General features: G+C 71.4%; 15 protein-coding genes. All 15 read left to right on the top strand.

Going from position 1 to position 21,197, the window contains the following annotated elements; translation table 11 throughout:
- The first annotated feature begins 309 nt into the window (after window positions 1–309).
- The 15 genes from LADH09A_RS02720 to LADH09A_RS02650 all read left to right on the top strand — a co-directional run bounded on the left by LADH09A_RS02720 (window position 310) and on the right by LADH09A_RS02650 (window position 20,808).
- Window positions 310–1,488, top strand: a complete 1,179-nt coding sequence (locus LADH09A_RS02720) for an ROK family protein (RefSeq protein ID WP_238643147.1) — start codon at window positions 310–312, stop codon at window positions 1,486–1,488.
- A 133-nt stretch (window positions 1,489–1,621) separates the two neighbouring features.
- Entirely contained in the window at window positions 1,622–3,130 is a 1,509-nt protein-coding gene (locus LADH09A_RS02715) for a sugar ABC transporter ATP-binding protein (RefSeq protein WP_238643155.1), read from the top strand.
- Window positions 3,127–4,254, top strand: a complete 1,128-nt coding sequence (locus LADH09A_RS02710) for an ABC transporter permease (RefSeq protein WP_238643146.1) — start codon at window positions 3,127–3,129, stop codon at window positions 4,252–4,254. The genes LADH09A_RS02715 and LADH09A_RS02710 overlap by 4 nt, the downstream gene beginning before the upstream one ends.
- 99 nt (window positions 4,255–4,353) lie before the next feature.
- Window positions 4,354–5,406, top strand: coding sequence for a substrate-binding domain-containing protein (locus LADH09A_RS02705; RefSeq protein ID WP_238643145.1), 1,053 nt, complete (start codon window positions 4,354–4,356; stop codon window positions 5,404–5,406).
- Between the two features lie 53 nt (window positions 5,407–5,459).
- Window positions 5,460–6,635: a Gfo/Idh/MocA family protein gene (locus LADH09A_RS02700; protein ID WP_372492213.1), complete on the top strand. Its 1,176-nt coding sequence runs from the start codon at window positions 5,460–5,462 to the stop codon at window positions 6,633–6,635.
- Between the two features lie 626 nt (window positions 6,636–7,261).
- The gene (locus LADH09A_RS02695) at window positions 7,262–8,428 is read left to right on the top strand and encodes an inositol-3-phosphate synthase (protein WP_238643143.1); all 1,167 of its coding nucleotides are present in this window, start codon (window positions 7,262–7,264) and stop codon (window positions 8,426–8,428) included.
- A complete protein-coding gene (locus LADH09A_RS02690) occupies window positions 8,412–9,338 on the top strand; it encodes an SCO3242 family prenyltransferase (RefSeq protein ID WP_238643142.1) in 927 nt (308 codons plus the stop codon). The genes LADH09A_RS02695 and LADH09A_RS02690 overlap by 17 nt, the downstream gene beginning before the upstream one ends.
- On the top strand, window positions 9,335–10,348 hold the full coding sequence (locus LADH09A_RS02685; protein WP_238643141.1) for a sugar phosphate isomerase/epimerase family protein: 1,014 nt from the start codon (window positions 9,335–9,337) through the stop codon (window positions 10,346–10,348). Before LADH09A_RS02690 ends, LADH09A_RS02685 begins: the two co-directional genes overlap by 4 nt.
- Window positions 10,349–10,403: 55 nt before the next feature.
- Window positions 10,404–11,012 carry an EboA domain-containing protein gene (locus LADH09A_RS02680; RefSeq protein WP_238643140.1) on the top strand — a complete coding sequence of 203 codons (609 nt, stop codon included), beginning with the start codon at window positions 10,404–10,406 and terminating at the stop codon, window positions 11,010–11,012.
- On the top strand, window positions 11,013–11,870 hold the full coding sequence (locus LADH09A_RS02675) for a TatD family hydrolase (protein ID WP_238643139.1): 858 nt from the start codon (window positions 11,013–11,015) through the stop codon (window positions 11,868–11,870).
- Window positions 11,870–13,069 carry a metabolite traffic protein EboE gene (eboE, locus tag LADH09A_RS02670; RefSeq protein WP_238643138.1) on the top strand — a complete coding sequence of 400 codons (1,200 nt, stop codon included), beginning with the start codon at window positions 11,870–11,872 and terminating at the stop codon, window positions 13,067–13,069. The genes LADH09A_RS02675 and eboE overlap by 1 nt, the downstream gene beginning before the upstream one ends.
- On the top strand, window positions 13,066–14,481 hold the full coding sequence (locus LADH09A_RS02665) for an alkaline phosphatase family protein (protein WP_238643137.1): 1,416 nt from the start codon (window positions 13,066–13,068) through the stop codon (window positions 14,479–14,481). The genes eboE and LADH09A_RS02665 overlap by 4 nt, the downstream gene beginning before the upstream one ends.
- On the top strand, window positions 14,478–15,545 hold the full coding sequence (locus tag LADH09A_RS02660) for a polyprenyl synthetase family protein (protein WP_238643136.1): 1,068 nt from the start codon (window positions 14,478–14,480) through the stop codon (window positions 15,543–15,545). Before LADH09A_RS02665 ends, LADH09A_RS02660 begins: the two co-directional genes overlap by 4 nt.
- 220 nt (window positions 15,546–15,765) lie before the next feature.
- Window positions 15,766–18,621, top strand: coding sequence for a PQQ-dependent sugar dehydrogenase (locus tag LADH09A_RS02655; protein WP_238643135.1), 2,856 nt, complete (start codon window positions 15,766–15,768; stop codon window positions 18,619–18,621).
- A 75-nt stretch (window positions 18,622–18,696) separates the two neighbouring features.
- Window positions 18,697–20,808: a ThuA domain-containing protein gene (locus LADH09A_RS02650; protein ID WP_238643134.1), complete on the top strand. Its 2,112-nt coding sequence runs from the start codon at window positions 18,697–18,699 to the stop codon at window positions 20,806–20,808.
- Window positions 20,809–21,197: the final 389 nt, after the last annotated feature.

The raw sequence follows: 21,197 nt of genomic DNA, 5'->3' as shown, positions 1-21,197 counted from the left end.
CGACGCCCACGGCCGGCTGGCGGCGGCGGCCGGCGTCCCCGGGGTGCGTCCCGGGGCTGACGGCACGGCCGGCGGTCTGTCCTCGCCGTGCTCCGCGCCGGGTCGGTAGGGGTCGGCGGGGTGGGTGATGCACGGTGACGCCACTCCGCTCCATTGCAGGCACGACCAAAACTTCTGTCCGTTTGAGCAAAAGTTAGCGACAGATCAGCCGAAGCTCTGGACAGGCACGAAGAGCACTCTTACTGTGTCGAACACAACACATCGACATGACGTCGATGTGAACGCGGCTGATGAAGAGGTGACCCCCCGGTGCGGACCGTCGACCCCCTGCACGTGCGACTGTTGCGGTTGCTCCGCGACGAGGGCGCCGTGTCCCGGGCCGAGCTGGGCGACCGACTCCAGATGCCGCGCCCGCGCATGTTGGCCGAACTGGACCGTCTGGTCGCGCTGGGCTACGTCGCCGAGGCAGGGCTCGCCGCCTCCCGGGGTGGGCGTCGCTCGACGCTGGTCGAGCTGAACCCGAAGCTCCGCTTCGCCGCCGTCGACCTCGGTGCCAGCTCGATGGACATCGAAGTGGTCAACGGCCGCCTCGAACCGGTGGCCCACTACGGCGAGGCCGCCGACATCCGCAACGGTCCGAAGGTGACCCTGCAACGGGTCAACGAGCTGCTGCACAAGGCCCGGGTCGACGGCGCGTACGAGCGGCTGGACGCCGTCGGCATCGGCGTACCCGGCCCGGTCAGCTTCCGCGACGGTGTGCCGGTCTCGCCACCGATCATGCCGGGCTGGGACCGGTTCCCGGTGCGCGAGCTGCTCAGCCGGGAGCACGGCTGCCCGGCGGTGGTCGACAACGACGTCAACATCATGGCCATCGGTGAGCGACACGGTGGGGTGGCCCACTCGGTGGACGACTTCCTCTTCGTGAAGATCGGCACCGGCATCGGGTGCGGCATCTACCTCACCGGCGAGGTCTACCGGGGCACCGACGGCTGCGCCGGCGACATCGGTCACATCCAGGTCGACTCGCACGGGCCGATGTGTTCCTGCGGCAACGTCGGTTGCCTGGAGGCGCTGTTCAGCGGTGCCGCCCTGGCCAAGGAGGCCACGACCGCCGCGCGCAGCGGCGTCTCGCCGGCGCTGGCCGAGCGGATGGCGCTGCGCGGTGTGGTCACGGCTCTCGACGTCGCCGAGGGTGCCGTCGAGGGCGACGTGGCCTGCATCCAGCTGATCCGTGACGGCGGACGGCGGGTCGGCGGTGTGCTCGCCGGCCTGGTGAGCTTCACCAACCCGTCCATGATCGTGATCGGCGGCGGGCTGGCCCAGCTCGGGCACATCCTGCTTGCCGAGATCCGCAGCGTGGTCTACCGCCGTTCGCTGCCGTTGGCCACCGGCAACCTGCCCGTCGTGCTGTCCGAGCTCGGTGGTCGTGCCGGTGTCACCGGGGCGGCGGTGCTCGCGAGCGACGTCGCCTTCGCGGACGCGTCATGAAACCGACCGAGATCCTGTCGTGAGCGAGGAGGAGACTGTGGCTCTGCCCGAGGATGACCCCGCCACCGCGTCGGCCGAGGCCGTCGCCGAAGCACCGCTGGTCGAGGCTCCCGCCGACACCGTCGCGGGCGAGGTGGTCCTGCGCCTTACCGATCTGGTCAAGACCTTCCCCGGCGTACGCGCGCTCGACGGCGTGCAGCTGGAGGTGCGTGCCGGCGAGGTGCACTGCCTGCTCGGGCAGAACGGCGCCGGCAAGTCCACCCTGATCAAGGTGCTCTCCGGGGTGCACCAACCGGATTCCGGGCAGGTGGAGTGGCGCGGTGAGCCGGCCACCTTCGCCAACCCGCAGGCCGCCATGAAGGCCGGCATCGCCACCATCTACCAGGAGCTCGACCTCGTCGAGGACCTGTCGGTGGCGGAGAACGCCTTCCTCGGCCACGAGTACCGCAGCTTCGGGTTCGTCCGCCGCGGCCGGATGGCCCGGCACACCCGGCAGATCCTCAGCCGGCTCGGCCACGGCGAGATCCCGCCCGGGCGGATGGTCCGGTCACTGCCGGCGGCGGGCAAGCAGATCGTCAGCATGGCCCGGGCGCTGTCGCACGAGGCCCGACTGATCATCATGGACGAGCCGAGCGCGGTGCTGGCCCACGACGAGGTCGGCAACCTGTTCCGGATCATCCGGGAGCTGACCGCTCAGGGCATCGCCGTCATCTACATCTCCCACCGCCTGGAGGAGATCCGCGAGATCGGCGACCGGGTCACCGTACTCAAGGACGGCCGGACCACCGCGGCGAACCTGCCGGCGCGCGACACCCCGACCCGCGACCTGGTCAGCCGGATGACCGGCCGGACCATCGAGTACGTCTTCCCGGACCGGCCGAGCGACGACACCGCGGGTGCCGACCTGCTCCAGGTGGAGGGGTTGACCCGGGCCGGCGAGTTCGCCGACGTCTCGCTGAACGTGCGTGCCGGGGAGATCGTCGGCATCGCCGGGCTGGTCGGCTCCGGCCGTTCCGAGCTGCTGGAGACCATCTACGGTGCGCGTCTCCCGGAGGCCGGCTCGGTCCGGATGAACGGCAAGGTGCTGCGCCCCGGTGTGGGCGCGGCGGTGCGGGCCGGCATGGGGATGGCCCCGGAGGAACGCAAGAGCCAGGCGCTGCTGCTCGGTGAGCCGATCTACCGCAACGTCACGCTGGCCACCTTCGGCCGGTACGCGCGGCTCGGCTTCACCAACGCCGCCAAGGAACGTGCCGAGGCGGACCGGATCGCCGAGACCCTGGAGCTGCGGCCCCGGGACGTCGACCGGCCGGTACGCACGCTGTCCGGCGGTAACCAGCAGAAGGTCGTGGTCGGGCGATGGCTGCTCGGCGGCACCAAGCTGCTGCTGCTCGACGAGCCCACCCGGGGCGTGGACGTCGGCGCCCGGGCGGAGCTCTACCAGGTCATCCGGGCGTTGGCCGCCCAGGGCGTCGGCGTGCTGCTGGTCTCCAGCGAGGTGCCCGAGGTGCTGGGTCTGTCCGACCGGGTGCTGGTGATGCGGGAAGGCCGGGTCGTCCGCGAGGCCGCGGCCGGCGAACTCGACGAGAACACTGTGCTCGACCTCGTGATGGCGGGGTCCTTGATGGAAGGCGCACCGGCATGAGCGACGCGACTCCCACTCCCACCGCGACACCGGAGCGCCCGCAGCTTCCGGCGCAGTCGCCGCCGGTGGACCCGGCGGAGACGGCGGTGGCCGGCGATAAAGCAGCATCCGCGGGTCGGCTCTCCTGGTGGCGGGGCGACGGCGGCGACGGCGCGAAGCGCAACCTGGGTCTGATCGGCGTGTTGGCCGCGCTGATCGTGGTTGGCGCGATCACCAAGCCGGATCTCTACGGAGACCCGAACTGGGTCTGGAACAACGTCCTGGCCATCCTTCAACTCGCCTCGGTCGTCGGCGTGGTGACGGTCGGCATGACGTTCGTGATCATCGGCGGTGGCATCGACCTGTCGGTCGGGGCGATCGTCGCGCTGGCCGGTGTCTGGTGCACCACGGTCGCCACCCAGAGCTACGGTGCCGCTGGAATGATCTTCACGGCCCTCGCGGTCGGCATCTGCGTCGGCCTGGTCAACGGCGTGCTCATCTCGTACGGGCGGTTGGTGCCGTTCATCGCGACGCTCGCGATGCTGGTGGCCGCGCGCGGCCTGGCGGCGTCGATCTCCAACAAGCAGACGCAGGTGTCGAGCAGCACCTTCATCAACGACATCGCGGCGCGCAAGGTGATCGGGATCCCGATCCTCGTCTACATCCTCGGCGCGGTCGTGCTGGCCGGTTGGGTCGTGCTCAACCGCACGACGTTCGGCCGCCGGACCATCGCCGTGGGCGGTAACCCGGAGGCGGCACGGCTGGCCGGCATCAACGTCCGCCGACACACCATGCTGCTCTACGCGCTCTCCGGTCTCTGCTGCGGCATCGCCGCCATCATGCTCACCTCGCAGGCCACCTCGGCGCAGGCGGCGATGGCCAACCTGTACGAGTTGGACGCGATCGCCGCGGCGATCATCGGCGGGACGCTGCTCAGCGGTGGTCGGGGCACGATCGTCGGCTCGCTGCTCGGCGTCATCATCTTCGCCACGATCACCAACCTCTTCGCCATCAACGGCCTCTCCATCGAGGCGCAGAACATGGTCAAGGGCGGCATCATCGTCGCCGCCGTCCTGGTCCAGCAGTTCCAGTTCAAGTCCGTCACTCGGCTCCTCGCGCGGAACAGGGTCACCACCGCAACCTGACGCACCGCACCGTTGTCCCGGGCCACGTCGAGAAATTTCGACAGTGGCCGGGCCTCGCACACCCTCATTAACGAAAATCCCGCTCCCAGGAGGTCATTCATGACCCAGCACAGTCGCGACCTGTCGCGCCGCCGGTTGCTCTTCGGTGGAGCCGCAGTGGGCGCCGCCACCCTGCTCACGGCCTGCACCAGCAACGAGACGCCGGCCGCCAGCACCCAGACCAAGGCCGCCGGCGGCGGTGAGGGCAACAACGCCCCGGGCAAGAAGGTCGTCATCGGCTTCTCCGCGCCGGCCGCCGACCACGGCTGGATGGGCGCCATCCACGCCAACGCCAAGGCTCAGGCCGCGGCCTACTCGGACGTGGAGTTCAAGGAGGTCGACGGTGGGTCGAACTCCGAGGCCCAGCGCTCCACGCTCGGCACCCTGATCGCCCAGAAGCCGGACATTATCGTCGTGCTGCCGCACGACGGCAAGGAGGTCAACGCCGTTGCCCTCCAGGCGATGCAGGCCGGCATCCCGATCGTGAACCTCGACCGGGCGTTCCCCGACGCGCTGGCCTCCCGGCTGGTCATCAAGGGCGACAACTACGGCATGGGCGTCTCGGCCGGTCACTTCATCGGCAAGCAGCTCAAGGACAAGGGCATCGCCAACCCGGTCATCGGCGAGATCGCCGGTCTGGAGATCCCGCTGACCGTCGAGCGCAGCGAGGGCTTCAAGGCCGCCCTGGCGACCTACGGGTTCACGGTGCGCAACCGCCGTTCGGCCGAGTTCACCTCCGACAGCGGTCAGCGCGAGGCGTCCCAGCTTCTCCAGGCCCTGCCGAAGATCGACGCGATCTGGAACCACGACGACGACCAGGGCATCGGTGTGCTGGCCGCCATCAAGCAGGCCAACCGGTCCGAGTTCTTCATGGTCGGCGGCGCCGGCTCGAAGCTCGCGATCGACGCCATCAAGGCCGACAACACCGTGCTCAAGGCGACGGTCACCTACAACCCGTCGATGGCCTCGTCGGCAATCTCCCTCGCGCGGCTCGTCGCGCAGGGCCGTGGCCTGGGCGACCTGACCGAGCTGCAGGTTCCCAAGGAACTGACCCTGGCCTCCGAGACGATCACCAAGGAGAACGCGAGCAGCTACGACAAGCTCGGGTTCTGACATACGGGGGGAGACCCACCTTGTCCACGACAGACAAAGAACTGCGGGTCGGCATGGTCGGCTACGCGTTCATGGGCGCCGCGCACTCACAGGCGTGGCGCACCGTGAACCGCGTCTTCGACCTGCCGGCGCGGGCCCGGATGGCGCTGATCTGCGGTCGAGACACAACGAAGGTGGCGGACGCCGCCGACCGTCTCGGCTGGGACGCGTACACCACGGACTGGCGTGACCTGATCAACCGGGACGACATCGACGTGATCGACGTCTGCACCCCGGGCGACAGCCACGCCGAGATCGCACTCGCCGCTCTGGCCGCCGGTAAGCACGTCCTGTGCGAGAAGCCGTTGGCCAACACGGTGGCGGAGGCACGGGCGATGACCGCTGCGGCGGAGGTCGCCCGGGCCGCCGGTGTGCGGTCGATGTGCGGGTTCAACTACCGCCGGGTCCCCGCGGTCACGATGATGCGCCAGTTGGTCGCCGACGGACGACTCGGGGTGATTCGACACGTCCGTGCGACGTACCTGCAGGACTGGATCGTGGACCCGCAGTTCCCGCTGGTCTGGCGGTTGCAGAAAGACAGGGCGGGCTCCGGCGCGCTCGGTGACATCGGTGCGCACATCATCGATCTGACCCAGTTCGTCACCGGTCAGCGGATCAGCGGGGTCAGCGCGGTCACCGAGACGTTCGTCAAGGAACGGCCGCTTCCGGCCGAGTCCAGCGGTCTGGCGGCCACGGTGGACGGCCACAAGGCGCCCACCGGGCCGGTCACCGTCGACGACGCCGCGGTCTTCGTGGCCCGGCTCGACGGTGGCGCCCTAGCCACGTACGAGGCGAGCCGGTTCGCCACCGGTCGCAAGAACGCGCTGCGTGTCGAGATCAACGGCTCGCTGGGCAGCGTGATCTTCGACCTGGAGCGGCTCAACGAGCTGGAGTTCTACGACGCCACCAGGCCGAGCGTGGAGCAGGGTTTCAGCCGCATCCTGGTGACCGAGGGCGAGCACCCGTACATGTCGGCGTGGTGGCCTCCGGGCCACATCATCGGCTACGAGCACTCGTTCACGCACGAGATGCGCGACTTCATCGAGGCGGTCGCCACCGGTGTCGACCCGACTCCCTCCTTCGCCGACGCGTTGCAGGTCCAGCTCGTGCTGGACGCGGTGACCCGCTCGGCGGAGCTCGGCTCCTCGTGGGCCGAGGTGGAGCCGGCGCTGATCACGGCGGCCGTCTGACCCATCGACCATCCGCGATGGTGGTGATCGCGCCACCATCGCCCTACCAGCTTCCCGAAGCCGACCGGCGAGGGACCGGCCGCGGATTGCGCCCCGCAGCCGGGACGAGGTCGGCGTCGGAGAGCGTGCGGCCGGGCCCTGCGGCCCGGTGGCGCACGAGCAGGACGGTCGTCCGGTGCGACCGGACCGGGATTCCCCGGCCGCACCGGAGGACCGCCACCAATCCGGAGATCCGGAGGACCTGATGGCACCGCCCGCTACTGCCCCCACCCGTACCGCGTCCACTCGCCGACGTCCGGTGAGTCGTGCTGCGGTCGGTGAACTGGTGGGCACGGCGGCCTGAGACGCCCGGTCGGGACGCACCAGCGCCCCGGCCGGTCGGATGCGGGGGAGACAGGGTCGAGACGCCGACCCGACCCTGTCTACCAAGCCCCGTCTGCCCGCGCCCGGACCGGAAGCCGGTCCGGCGTCGTCGCCGCCGACGCCGACGTCGGAAGCCGGTACCAAACCGGTGCGGGACGGGCGGACGGGGCCCCGCAAACCTGGGGCATATCTTTCCGAAACATATTCTGATATTCCTATATTTAGCGATACCGACGGTTCCTCGTGAACGGGGAAGGAGCACCATGCAAACAGGTGTCTGGCTGGTAGGAGCGCGCGGTTCCGTCGCGACCACCAGCATCGTCGGGGGGCTCGCGTTGCGGGCCGGCCTGGCCGGGCCCACCGGCTGCGTCACCGAGTTGCCCGAGCTGCGTGGCCCCGCCCTGCCGGGCTTCGCCGACCTCGTCTTCGGCGGGCACGACCTGGCCACCACCCCGCTGTCCAAGCGCGCCGAGGCCCTCGCCGACGCCGGTGTCATCCCCTGGCGGCTGGTCGCCGCGCTCCCCGACGAGCTGAACGCGGTCGAGCAGGAGCTGCGCCCCGCACCGGTCGGCGCCACCCAGGCCGACCGGGCCGACGCCGTGGTCCGCGACCTCGTCAGCTTCCGCGAGCGGCACAATCTGGACCGGGTGGTGGTCGTCAACGTCTCCGCCACCGAGCCGGCCCCCGAGCCGCACCCGGGGCACGCCGACCCGGCCGCGCTGCGCGCCGCCCTCACCGGGCCGGACGAGGTGCTGCCGGTCAGCTCCCTCTACGCGTACGCGGCAGTGCTGGCCGGCTGCTCGTACGTCGACTTCACCCCGTCCACCGGGCTGCGCCTGCCGGCGCTGGCCGCGCTGGCCGAGGAGGCCCGACTGCCGTACGCCGGGCATGACGGCAAGACCGGGGAAACCCTCGTCAAGTCGGTCCTCGCGCCGATGTTCGCGATGCGCAACCTGGCTGTGCGCTCCTGGTCCGGCGTCAACCTGCTGGGCGGCGGCGACGGCGCCACCCTCGCCGACCCGGCCGCCAACGCGGCCAAGGTGCAGAGCAAGCAGCGGGTGCTCGGCGAAACGCTGGGCTACGTCCCGCAGGGCGGCACCCGCATCGAGTACGTCGAGGACCTGGGCGACTTCAAGACCGCCTGGGATCTGATCACCTTCGCCGGCTTCCTCGGCACCGGCATGCGGATGGAGTTCACCTGGCACGGCTGTGACTCCGCGCTGGCCGCGCCGCTGGTGCTCGACCTGGCCCGGCTCACCGCCGCCGCGCACGCCGCCGGGCACGTGGGGCCGCTGGCCGATCTGGGCTTCTTCTTCAAGGACCCGCTCGGCTCGCCCACGCACTCGCTGGGCGAGCAGTGGGCCCGGCTCACCGACTTCACCCGGCAGCTGCACGCCGGCGGGGACAGCGCCCATGACCACGCTGGCTGACCTCGCCGAGCTGGTCCGGGCGCCGGCCGCGCTCTCGGTGCCCGGTGACGTGATCGCCGGTGCGACGGCGGCCGGCGCGCTGAGTCCGCGTACACCCGCCCTGGCCGGCGCGTCGGTGCTGCTCTACTGGGCCGGCATGGCCGCCAACGACTGGTCCGACCGACGCCTGGACGCGGTGGAACGCCCCGAGCGGCCCATCCCCAGCGGTCGGGTCACCCCGGCCGCCGCGGTCGGCCTCGCGGCGGGCCTCACGGCCGCCGGTGTGGGCCTGGCCGCCGCCGTGGGCGGTCGCCGCGCCGTCGCGCTCGCCGTGCCGCTGGCCGCCACCATCTGGGGATACGACCTGCTGGCCAAGAACACCGCCGCCGGTCCGGCCGTGATGGCCGCCTGCCGGGGGCTGGACGTGCTGCTCGGCGCGTCCGGTGGGCGGTTGACCCGGGCGTTGCCGGCGGCGGCGACGGTCGCCGCGCACACCTGGACGGTCACCGCGCTGTCCCGCCGGGAGGTCTCCGGTGCGGATGCCAGCCTGCCGATGCGCACCCTCGCCGGCACCGCCGTGGTCGCCGCCAGTGCCGCCGCCGCCGTTCCGCGGGCCCGACACGCCACCGCCCAGGAGGCCGAGCAGACCGGTGCGCGCCCAGGCCGGGCCCGGGCGGTGGCCGGTGTCGCGGCCGTGCTGCCCGCCGTGCTGGCCGGCTGGTATGCCGCCCGCTACGGCGCGGCCCAGGTCGAGGTCGTCCGGGACCCGTCGGCCGGGCGGGTCCGCGCCGCCGTCGGCGCCGGAATCACCGGTCTGCCCGCCCTCCAGGGTGCGCTGACCGCGCGGGGTGGAGCCGGCCTGCTCGGGTTGGCCGTCGCCGCGGCTGCGCCGCTGGGTCGACGGCTGGCCCGGAAAGTCTCCCCGACATGACCGTGCCCCAGCCCCGACCCGCGCCGCCGGCCGTCGACGCCACGACGCTGCGCCTCGGGTACGGCACGAACGGCTTCGCGAACCACCGCCTCGACGACGCGCTCGCAGTCCTCGCCGATCTCGGCTACGACGGGGTGGCGCTCACCCTGGACCACGACCACCTGGACCCGTTCGCGCCCGGCCTCACCCGCCGGGTCGCCGCCGTCAGCCGACGGTTGGAGGCGCTGGGACTGGCCGTGGTGATCGAAACCGGGGCCCGGTTCCTGCTCGACCCGTGGCACAAACACGCTCCGACATTGCTGCACGACGACCCGACGCGGCGGATCGAGTTCCTGCGCCGGGCCGTCCGGATCGGCGCGGACCTGGGCGCCGAGGCGGTCTCGTTCTGGGCCGGTGTCCGACCCGAGACGGTGTCACCGCAGTCCGCCTGGGACCGGCTGGTCGCCGGCTGCGCCACCGTGCTCGACGCGGCGGACGCCGCCGACGTCACCCTCGGCTTCGAGCCGGAGCCGGGGATGCTGGTGCAGGACATCGCCGACTGGCGTCGACTGCGCGCCGCGCTCGGTGACCCGGCCCGGTTCGGCATCACCCTCGACATCGGCCACTGCCGCTGCCTGGAGCCGTGGCCGGTGCCGCAGTGCGTCGCCGAGGTGGCCGAGCACCTGGTCAACGTGCAGATCGACGACATGCGCCGGGGCGTGCACGAACACCTCGAGTTCGGCGTTGGCGAGATCGACTTCCCGCCGGTGCTGGCCGCCCTGGCCGAGGCTGGCTACCAGGGGCTGGTCGCGGTGGAGTTGCCCCGCGACTCGCACGCCGCACCCGCCGTGGCCGCCCGGTCGATCGAGTTCCTGCGCGCCGCCGCGGCCACCGATCGCCACCCTGCGCGCGCCCTTTGCTCTGCACCCGCCGAGGCGACACCCGCTGACGCGACACCTGCCGAGGCGACACCCGCTGACGCGACACCCTCCGAGGCGACACCCGCCGAAGAGGCCCCGGTGCACATGTAGGTGCAGAGCAAAGGGGTGGCGGGGCACCGGGAGCAGCACAAGGGGAGGAGACGGGATGACACCGGATTCACTACGGGCCGCGCTGGGAGGCGTACCCGATCCCGATTGGCTGGACACGGCGCTGCGCCGGGTCGCCACCGAGCCCACCGCGATCACCCGGCTCTTCTCCGCCGCGGGTCGACGCTGCGGCCGGGGTGCGTTGCCCGACGCGCCCGGTTGGACCGCCGACGACGCGGCCCGCGTGCTGCTGCTCACGGCCCTGCCCGGCGACCACGCGACGTACGCCGCCAGCCTCTACCAGCACGGCGACGCGGCCGAACGGCGAGCCGTGCTGCGGGCACTGCCGCTGCTGCCGATCGGCGCCGCCGGCGTGCCGTTGCTGCACGACGCGATCCGGACCAACGACACCCGGCTGGTCGCCGCCGCCCTCGGCCCGTACGCCCGGCACCTCGACCCGGCCGCCTGGCGGCAGGCCGTGCTCAAGTGCGTGTTCAGCGGCGTCCCCCTCGCCGCGGTGGCCGACCTGGACACCCGGGCCGACGGGGAGCTGGCCGCGATGCTGGCCGCGCTCGCCGCCGAACGGCACGCCGCCGGCCGGGACCTGCCCGCCGACGCCACCGACCTGCTCGACCGGCTCACCGCCGCACTGCCCCGGGAGGCGTGAATGCGCATCTTCGACCCCCACATCCACATGACCTCACGCACCACCGACGACTACGAACGAATGGCCGCCGCCGGAGTACGCGCGGTGGTGGAGCCCTCGTTCTGGCTGGGTCAGCCGCGGACCAGCGCCGCCTCGTTCACCGACTACTTCGACTCGCTGATCGGGTGGGAGCCGTTCCGGGCCGGTCAGTTCGGGGTGCGGCACTTCGCCACCGTGGCGCTGAACCCCAAGGAGGCCAACGACCCGCGCTGCCGCCCGGTCCTCGACCTGCTGCCCCGCTACCTGGACAAGGACGCGGTCGTGGCGGTCGGCGAGATCGGGTACGACTCGATGACGCCCGAGGAGGACGAGGCGTTCGCCGCGCAGCTCGCCCTCGCCGTGGCGTACGACCTGCCGGCACTGGTGCACACCCCGCACCGGGACAAGGCGCGCGGATGCGAACGCACCCTCGCCGTGGTCGCCGAATCCGGCATCGACGCGGGTCGCGTGGTGGTCGACCACCTCAACGAGGTGACCGTCAAGCTGGTCCGGGACAGCGGCTGCTGGTTGGGCTTCTCCATCTACCCGGACACCAAGATGACCCCGGAGCGGATGGTGGAGCTGCTGCGGGAGTACGGCACGGAACGGATGCTGGTCAACTCGGCCGCCGACTGGGGGCGCTCCGACCCGCTGCTGACCCGGGCCACCGGCGAGGCGATGCTGTCGGCCGGCTTCAGCGACGACGACGTCGACCAGGTGCTCTGGCGCAACCCGGTGGAGTTCTACGGGCAGTCCGGCCGGCTCGACCTCAGCGACCTGGACGTCGCCGAAAAGGTCGACCCGCAGACCGGCAACTCGATCCTGCGCGGCGGCAGCTGATGCGGCTGCGACATGCCGGCGGCGACACCGTCCACCTCGGCTACTGCACCAACGTGCACCCCGCCGAGGACCTCGCCGGCATCCTCGGTCAACTGGACACCTACGCCGTGCCGGTCCGCGAGGCGCTCGGCAGCGACCTGCTCGGGCTCGGTCTGTGGTTGGCCGCCCCGGTCGCCGCCGAGCTGGCCGCCGACCCGACGCTACGCCGCCGGCTGCGCACCGAACTGGACGCGCGGGGGCTGGAGGTGGTCACCCTCAACGGCTTCCCGTACGCGGCCTTCCAGGCCCCCGTGGTCAAGCAGGACGTGTACCACCCGGACTGGACCACCGAGCAGCGCCTGACGTACACCCTGAATCTGGCCCGGGTGCTCGCCGACCTGCTGCCCGACGACGCGGCCCGGGGCTCGATCTCCACCCTGCCGCTGGCCTGGCGGCAACCGTGGGACACCGACCGGGCCGACGCGGCCCGACGTCGGCTGGACCAGTTGGCCGCCGGCCTGGCCGACGTGCAGCGCGACACCGGTCGCGAGGTGCGGGTCGCCTTCGAGCCGGAGCCCGGCTGTGTGGTGGAGAGCACCGGCCAGGCCGCCCAGCTGCTGTCCGGGATGGACACCGAGCGCCTGGGCGTCTGCCTCGACCTGGCCCACCTGGCCTGCGCCTGGGAGGAGCCCGCCGAGGCACTGGAACGACTGCGGGCGGCCGGGCTGCCGGTGGTGAAGGTGCAGGTCTCCGCCGCCGTCGAGGCCGCCGACCCGGAGGGCGGGGCCGAGGCGTTGCGGCGCTGGGTGGAGCCCCGCTTCCTGCACCAGACCCGGGGCGCCGGCTGCGCCGGTCTGGCCGACCCGGCCGACCCGGCGTACGCGGCCGACGACCTGGACGAGGCACTGGACCGGGAGCTGCCCGGGCCGTGGCGGGTGCACTACCACGTGCCGCTGCACGCCCCACCCGAGGAGCCGCTCGGCTCGACCCTGCCGGTCCTCCGCGCAGCCCTGAGAGCGCTCTTCGACAGCCCGACCGCCGGCTGCGACCACCTCGACGTCGAGACGTACACCTGGGGGGTGCTGCCGGCCGCACGACGGCCCGGCACCGACGCGGAGCTGGCCGCCGGCATCGCCGCGGAGCTGGCCTTCGCCCGGGACGAACTGGTCGGCCTCGGCCTGACCGCAGAGCGATCCATGAGCATGGGGGTGACGCGATGAGCCGGCGACTGGTGGTCCTCGACGTGGTGGGGTTGACGCCCCGACTACTGGCGCACATGCCTCGACTGCGGGGGGTCGCCGACGGCGGCTTCCGGGCCGAGCTGGGCACCGTGCTGCCCGCCGTGACCTGCTCGGTGCAGTCCACCTTCCTCACCGGCGAGCCGCCCAGCGGGCACGGCATCGTCGGCAACGGGTGGTATTTCCGGGAGCTGGGCGAGGTGCTGCTGTGGCGGCAGCACAACGCGCTGGTCGGCGGGGAGAAGCTCTGGCAGGCGGCCCGCAAGGCCGAGCCGGGCTACACCGTCGCCAACGTCTGCTGGTGGTACGCCATGGGCGCGGACGTCGACTGGACGGTCACCCCACGCCCCGTCTACTACGCCGACGGGCGCAAGGAGCCGGACTGCTACACCGACCCGCCGGAGCTGCACGACGCGCTCACCGGGCGACTGGGCACCTTCCCCCTGTTCACGTACTGGGGGCCGACGGCGGGGCTGCCGTCGTCGCGGTGGATCTGCCAGGCCGCCGAGCAGATCCTCGCCGACGTGTCACCCGACCTGACCCTGGTCTACGTCCCGCACCTGGACTACGACCTGCAACGCTTCGGTCCCTCGTCGGCCGAGGCCGCCGCGGCGGCGGCCGAGCTGGACGCGGTGCTCGGGCCACTGTTGGACGCCGCCCGGGCGCGGGACGCCACAGTGGTGGTGCTGTCCGAGTACGGCATCACCGACGTGTCCCGGCCGGTGGACGTCAACCGGCTGCTGCGCTCCGAGGGGCTGCTGCGGGTGCACACGCAGGCCGGCATGGAGTACCTCGACCCGTGGACGTCGAAGGCGTTCGCGGTCGCCGACCACCAGATCGCGCACGTCTACGTCAAGGACCCGGCCGACGTGCCGGCGGTGGCGAAGCTCTGCGCCAACCTGCCCGGGGTGGCCGAGGTGCTCGACGCCGAGGGCAAGGCCGCGCACGGGCTGGACCACCCGCGCGCGGGTGAGCTGGTGCTGGTGGCCGAGCCGGATGCCTGGTTCACCTACTACTACTGGCTGGACGACGCCCGGGCGCCGGACTTCGCCCGCCTGGTCGAAATCCACCGCAAGCCCGGTTACGACCCGGCGGAGCTGTTCTTCGACCCGGCCAACCCCGGTGCCGCGAAGGCCCGCGCCGGGGTCGCCCTGGCCCGCAAGAAGCTCGGCATGAGGTACCTGATGAGCGCGGTCGGCCTGGACGCCGGCGCGCAGGCGGTACGGGGCTCGCACGGGCGGCTGCCGGACGACCCGGCGGACGCTCCGGTGCTGCTCTGCTCCGACCCGACGGCCGCCCGGGACCGGATCGCGGCCACCGAGGTCAAGGCGCTGCTGCTGGAGTTGGCCGGGCTGGGCGCCGGCGGTACGGGCGGGTCGGGGGAGGGGGCATGACGGTCACCGTCGCGCCCACCGACGCGAGCGGGTTGCGGGCGCGCTTCGACGCCGAGCTGGCCGGGTTCCTCGAACGGCAGGGCCCGGACTGGCCCGACGGCGCGCCGCGCGGCGTGTTTACCGCCCTGCAACGGTTCGTGCTGGCCGGTGGCAAGCGGTTGCGCCCGCTGTTCTGCTACTGGGGCTGGCGCGGAGCCGGCGCGGCCGACGGCACCCCGATCGTGGTGGCGGCCGCCGCCCTGGAGCTGTTCCACGCGTTCGCGCTGATCCACGACGACATCCTGGACGGCAGCGACCGCCGCCGTGGTGAGCCGTCGGTGCACCGGCTCTTCGCCGACCTGCACGCTCGCTCGTCCTGGCGGGGTGACCCCGAGGCGTACGGTCGCAACACCGCGCTGCTCTGCGGGGATCTCTGCGCGGCCTGGTCGGATCAGATGTTCCACGAGTGTGGGCTGAGCACCGAGCAGGTGCACCGCGGCTACGGAGTGTTCGCGCTGATGCGGACCGAGGTGATCGCGGGGGAGTACCTGGACCTGGTCTCGGGCGTGGGTGACGGCTCGGTGGCCAGCGCGCTCACCGTGATACGGATGAAGGCCGCCCGGTACACGGTCACCCGGCCGCTCCAGATCGGCGCGGCCCTGGCCGGCGCGGGCCCGGAGTTGATCGCCGCGCTGGGCGAGTTCGGTGACCCCCTCGGCGACGCGTTCCAGCTCCGCGACGACGTGCTGGGTGTCTTCGGGGACCCGGCGGTCACCGGCAAGTCCGTCCTGGACGACCTGCGCGAGGGCAAGCCCACGGTGATGATGGCGCTGGCTCGCAGCGCCGCCGACCGGTCGCAGACCGCCCGGCTGCGGGAGCTGTTCGGCAATCCGGCGTTGGACGCCGACGGCGCGGCGGAGCTGCGCGCGATCATCGAGGCGACCGGTGCCCGGGAGCGGATCGAGCAGATGATCCGGGTTCGGACGGAGGCGGCGCTCGTCGCCCTGCGGGCCGCGTTGGTGGCCGACGAGGCTCGCTCGGCACTGGTTGCGCTGGCCGGGCAGGCGATCGACCGCCGCGCCTGACCGTCGACTTTCGATCAGATCGACAAAAGTTGACGCCGGATCGCCGGAAGGTATGGACACATCGACACGTCCAACTTAGTGTCGTGACCAACACGACAATGTTTCGTCGAGGTGAACCGGCGGCGCGGTAACCCATCGACCCACCACCCTCACCGCTACGGCATCCGGCGCGACGGCGCGCGCCCGCCTGGCAGTCACTCGTCAGGAAGGGGCAGCACACATGTCCATGAAGGACGCTCCAAGACAACGATCCCGACGATGGTTCTCCGCCGGATCGGCGGCGCTGCTGGTGGTCGCGGCCGGGACGGTCGCCCTCGGCGCCGGCTCGACACCCGCGCAGGCGCACACGATCAACGCGACCGACTTTCAGCAGGTCGAGCTCGCCCGTGGGGTGAACGACATGGGTGAGCCGATGTCGCTGGCGGTGCTGCCGGACCGCTCCGTGCTGCACACCGCCCGCAACGGCACCCTGCGCCGCACCGACGCCAACGGCACCACCTCCGTGATCGGCACCCTCCCGGTCTACCAGCACGACGAGGAGGGGTTGCAGGGTGTCGGGGTCGACCCGGGGTTCGCCAGCAACCGGCAGATCTTCCTCTACTACGCCCCGCCGCTCTCCACCCCCGGCGGCGACGCGCCGGCCACCGGCACCGACTTCTCGGCCTTTGACGGGGTCAACCGCCTCTCCCGGTTCACCCTCAACTCGGACTTCACGCTCAACCAGTCCAGCAAGGTCGACGTGCTCGACGTCCCGGCCAGCCGCGGTGTGTGCTGCCACGTCGGTGGGGACATCGACTTCGACGCGGCCGGCAACCTCTTCCTGTCGACCGGTGACGACACCAACCCGTTCGAGTCGTCCGGCTACTCGCCGATCGACGAGCGGACCAACCGCAACCCGGCGTACGACGCGCAGCGCAGCGCCGGCAACACCAACGACCTGCGGGGCAAGATCCTGCGGATCAAGGTGAACGCCAACGGCACCTACTCCATCCCGTCGGGCAACCTCTTCGCGCCCGGCACGGCCAGGACGCGGCCGGAGATCTACGCGATGGGGTTCCGCAACCCGTTCCGGATCAGCGTGGACAAGGCCACCGGTGTCGTCTACGTCGGTGACTACGGGCCGGACGCCGGCACCACCAGCTCCACCCGTGGGCCGTCCGGCCAGGTGGAGTTCAACCGGGTCGCCGCGCCGGGCAACTACGGCTGGCCGTACTGCACCGGCACCAACACCTCCACCGAGACGTACAACGAGTTCGACTTCGCGACCAGCGCCAGCGGCGCGAAGTACAACTGCACCGGCGGGCCGACCAACAACTCGTTCCGCAACACCGGCCTGACCACCCTGCCGCCGGCCCAGCCGGCCTGGATCCGGTACGCCGGCGACGCCGGCACCCCGACCGAGTTCGGCGGCGGCTCCGAGTCGCCGATGGGCGGCCCGGTCTACCGGTACAACGCCTCGTCGACCTCCACCACCAAGTTCCCGCAGTCCTTCGACGGGCAGTTCTTCGCCACCGAGTTCGGCCGTGGCTGGATCAAGCCGATCCACGTCAACTCCGACGGCTCCCGGGGCGCCATCGACACCTTCCCCTGGGTCGGCAAGCAGGTGATGGACTCGGCGTTCGGCCCGGACGGCGCGTACTACGTGCTCGACTACGGCACCGGTTACTTCAACGGCGACGCCAACTCGGCGCTCTACCGCTTCGACTACGTCGGTAGCGGCAACCGGGCGCCATCCGCGGTGGCCAGCGCCAACCGCACCTCCGGCGCGGCACCACTCGCGGTGACCTTCTCCTCGGCCGGCTCGTCCGACCCCGAGGGGGGTGCGCTGACGTACTCGTGGGCGTTCGGTGACGGCACCACCTCGACCGCGGCCAACCCGACGAAGACCTACACCGCCAACGGCAGCTACACCGCCACGCTGACGGTCCGGGACCCGCAGGGCGCCACCGGCAGCAGCAGCGTACGGATCAACGTCGGCAACACCGCGCCCACGGTGACCATCAACAACCCGGGCAACGGCCAGCTGTTCAGCTTCGGTGACACGGTGCCGTTCAGCATCACGGTCACCGACCCGGAGGACGGCACGATCGACTGCACGAAGGTCAAGATGACCTACGTGCTCGGGCACGACCAGCACGGTCACCAGATCACGTCGCAGACCGGCTGCTCCGGCTCGATCACCATCCCCGTCGATGGTGAGCACGACGACGCGGCGAACATCTTCGCGATCTTCGACGCCGAGTACACCGACGCGGGCGGGCTGACCACGCACACCCAGCACACCCTGCCGCCGCGCCACCGCCAGGCCGAGTTCTACGGCACCTCGTCCGGGATCAACGTGTTCAGCAAGGCCACCGCCGAGGGTGGCAAGACCGTCGGCGACATCAACAACGGCGACTGGATCGCGTTCCAGCCGTACCGGCTCGGCAACGTGACCTCGTTCAACGCCCGGGTCTCCTCGGCGGGTGCCGGCGGCACCCTCCAGGTCCGGGCCGGCTCCGCCACCGGCACGGTGCTCGGCACGGCCACGGTCCCCGTGACCGGCAGCTGGGACACCTTCGCCACGGTGAACGGCACGATCACCAGCCCGCCGACCGGCACGACCACGCTCTACCTGACCTTCGCCGGGACGGGCACCGGGGCGCTCTACGACCTGGACGCCTTCACCTTCGTCACCGGTACGCCCCCGACCGGCGGGGGTGGAGCGATCAAGGGTCTCGGTGGCAAGTGCCTGGACGTGCGCAGTGGTGCCACCGCCGACGGCACCCAGATCCAGATCTACACCTGCAACAGCAGTGCCGCCCAGACCTGGGCGGTCACCCCGAACTCGACGATCAGGTCGTTGGGCAAGTGCCTGGACGTCTCGGGTGGTGCCACCGCCGACGGCACCAAGATCCAACTCTGGACCTGCAACGGGACCGGGGCGCAGAACTGGGCCGCGCAGGCCGACGGCACGGTACGCAACGCGGCGTCCGGCAAGTGCCTCGACGTCTCCGGCAACAGCTCCGCCGACAGCACGGTGGTCCACCTCTGGACCTGCAATGCCGCCGCCAACCAAAAGTGGACCCTGCCCTGAGCTAGGTGGAGGGGCCCCTTGTCAACGCCTAGTGTGAGGCAAGGGGCCCCTCCTAACCGCAATTAGGAGAGCGATATGCGCAGACTCCTGCGACCCGTCCTCGGTGCGGCCATGGCCGCACTCGCCGTCATCGCCTGCACCACCCCGGCCAGTCCCGCCAGCGCCGCCGACGCCCCGTACGACGTGCTGGTGTTCTCCAAGACCGCTGGTTTCCGGCACGACGCCATCCCGGTCGGCATCCAGACCATCCGCGACCTGGGTGGGGCGAACAACTTCACCGTCACCGCCACCGAGGACGCCGCCGCGTTCACCACCGGCAACCTCAACCAGTACGAGGCTGTGGTCTTCCTCAACACCACCGGCGACGTGCTCAACGCCAGCCAGCAGACCGCCTTCGAGTCGTACATCGCCTCGGGCCGCGGGTACGTGGGTGTGCACGCGGCCGCCGACACCGAGTACGACTGGCCGTTCTACGGCAACCTGGTGGGCGCGTGGTTCGCCTCGCACCCGGCGATCCAGCAGGCCAACATCAAGGTGGAGGACCGGGGGCACGCGGCGACCGGGCACCTGCCGCAGACCTGGACCCGCACCGACGAGTGGTACAACTACCGGACCAACGCCCGGTCGAGCGCCCACGTGCTGGCAACGCTGGACGAGTCGTCGTACTCCGGTGGCGGCATGGGCGCCGACCACCCGCTGAGCTGGTGCAAGAGCTACAACGGTGGCCGGTCGTTCTACACCGGCGCCGGGCACACCCAGGCGTCGTACGCGGAGCCGGCCTTCCGGTCGCACCTGCTCGGCGGCATCCGGTACGCCTCGGGTCGGAGCAAGGCCGACTGCCGGCCCGAAACCGGCTACACCCCGATCTTCAACGGCTCGACGGCCGGCTGGTCGCAGGCCGGTCCGGGCAACTTCACCAACTCCGACGCCACCCTGACCTCGGTCGGCGGCATGGGGCTGTACTGGTACAACACGAAGCAGTTCACCAACTACTCGCTCAAGCTGGACTGGAAGCTGGCCGGGGACGACAACTCCGGCATCTTCATCGGCTTCCCGCCGTCCAGTGACCCGTGGTCGGCGGTGGACAACGGCTACGAGATCCAGATCGACGCCACCGACGCCGCCGACCGCACCACCGGCGCGGTCTACACCTACAAGTCGGCCGACATCGCGGCCCGCGACGCGGCGCTCAACGCGGCGGGGGAGTGGAACACCTACGAACTGCTGGTCGAGGGCGAGCGGTTGCAGATCTTCCTCAACGGAGTGAAGATCAACGACTTCACCAACACCAACCCGGTCCGCTCGTTGGCGGGTCACATTGGTATCCAGAACCACGGCACCGGTGACGACGCCTCGTTCCGCAACATCCGGATCAAGGAGCTGGGCACCACGCCGCCGCCGCCCACCGGCACGATCCAGGCCGAGGCGTTCAACTCGGCCAACGGCGTCTCCGCGTTCGCCAAGGCGGGCGCCAACGGTGGGCAGACCGTCGGCTACATCGACCCGGGTGACTGGGCCGCGTACAACGGGGTCAACCTGGCCGGGGTCACCTCGTTCACGGCCCGGGTCGTCTCCGGCGGCGCGGGTGGCGCCATCCAGGTGCGCACCGGCTCGGCCACCGGCCCGGTGCTCGGCACGGTCGCGGTGCCGAACACCGGCAGTTGGACGACCTTCGCCAACGTCTCCACGGCGCTGTCCAACGTCCCGTCCAGCACCCAGAACCTGTACCTCACCTTCACCGGCAGCGGGACGGGGCTCTTCGACCTGGACGACTTCACCCTGGTCAAGGGCGGGGGCGGCGGCACCGGGGTCGGCCCGATCAAGGGTCTGGCCGGCAAGTGCCTGGACGTGCGCAGCGGTGCCACCGCCGACGGCACCCAGATCCAGATCTACACCTGCAACGGCAGCACGGCGCAGACCTGGACCGTGACGCCGAACTCGACGATCAAGGCCCTCGGCAAGTGCCTGGACGTCTCCGGCAGCGGCACCGCCGACGGCACCAAGATCCAGCTCTGGACCTGCAACGGCAGCGGCGCGCAGAACTGGGCGGCGGCGTCCGACGGCACCCTGCGCAACCCGTCGTCGGGCAAGTGCCTGGACGTCTCCGGCAACAACTCGGCGGACAGCACCGTCGTACACCTCTGGACCTGCCTCAACGCGGCCAACCAGAAGTGGACCCTGCCCTGACCGGCTGAGCCCGGAGGGGCCGCCGCTCACGGCGTCGGCCCCTCCCGCTCCAGCGCCGACCATGCCGGGCCGGGTGTGCCCCGACCGGCCGGGTTCGTCGGCTCTGGTTGAGCGGCGAGGCTCGGGGAGCGGTGTCACCCGCGAGCGCTATACCTGTGAGTCATAGTTATGACTCACAGGTATAGCGCTCGTACCGATGAGTGCCCCGACTCGCAGATCTCGCCCGTCGCACGCGGCCCGTCGACGCGGTGCCGTCGTGAGCGCCGACCGAGTGGGCGCGTTCCGGCGACGCCGGGGACCGGCTCACAGCCGACTGCCGTACCTTGACCTTCATGGGGCTGTTGCGACCAGTGTCGCTGGAGTGGCATGGAGAAGGGAGAATGGCGTGG

This window comes from Micromonospora cabrerizensis (assembly GCF_022230955.1).
GTDB classification, from domain to species: Bacteria; Actinomycetota; Actinomycetes; order Mycobacteriales; family Micromonosporaceae; genus Micromonospora; species Micromonospora cabrerizensis.
This window is presented reverse-complemented; position numbering and strand designations above follow the sequence as displayed.

Excerpts from the sequence above, each read along its gene's own strand:
- LADH09A_RS02710 (WP_238643146.1), top strand. The coding sequence starts at position 3,127 with ATGAGCGACGCGACTCCCACTCCCACCGCGACACCGGAGCGCCCGCAG.
- LADH09A_RS02705 (WP_238643145.1), top strand. The coding sequence starts at position 4,354 with ATGACCCAGCACAGTCGCGACCTGTCGCGCCGCCGGTTGCTCTTCGGT.
- LADH09A_RS02700 (WP_372492213.1), top strand. The coding sequence starts at position 5,460 with ATGGTCGGCTACGCGTTCATGGGCGCCGCGCACTCACAGGCGTGGCGC.
- LADH09A_RS02695 (WP_238643143.1), top strand. The coding sequence starts at position 7,262 with ATGCAAACAGGTGTCTGGCTGGTAGGAGCGCGCGGTTCCGTCGCGACC.
- LADH09A_RS02690 (WP_238643142.1), top strand. The coding sequence starts at position 8,412 with ATGACCACGCTGGCTGACCTCGCCGAGCTGGTCCGGGCGCCGGCCGCG.
- LADH09A_RS02685 (WP_238643141.1), top strand. The coding sequence starts at position 9,335 with ATGACCGTGCCCCAGCCCCGACCCGCGCCGCCGGCCGTCGACGCCACG.
- LADH09A_RS02680 (WP_238643140.1), top strand. The coding sequence starts at position 10,404 with ATGACACCGGATTCACTACGGGCCGCGCTGGGAGGCGTACCCGATCCC.
- LADH09A_RS02675 (WP_238643139.1), top strand. The coding sequence starts at position 11,013 with ATGCGCATCTTCGACCCCCACATCCACATGACCTCACGCACCACCGAC.
- eboE (WP_238643138.1), top strand. The coding sequence starts at position 11,870 with ATGCGGCTGCGACATGCCGGCGGCGACACCGTCCACCTCGGCTACTGC.
- LADH09A_RS02665 (WP_238643137.1), top strand. The coding sequence starts at position 13,066 with ATGAGCCGGCGACTGGTGGTCCTCGACGTGGTGGGGTTGACGCCCCGA.
- LADH09A_RS02660 (WP_238643136.1), top strand. The coding sequence starts at position 14,478 with ATGACGGTCACCGTCGCGCCCACCGACGCGAGCGGGTTGCGGGCGCGC.
- LADH09A_RS02655 (WP_238643135.1), top strand. The coding sequence starts at position 15,766 with ATGTCCATGAAGGACGCTCCAAGACAACGATCCCGACGATGGTTCTCC.
- LADH09A_RS02650 (WP_238643134.1), top strand. The coding sequence starts at position 18,697 with ATGCGCAGACTCCTGCGACCCGTCCTCGGTGCGGCCATGGCCGCACTC.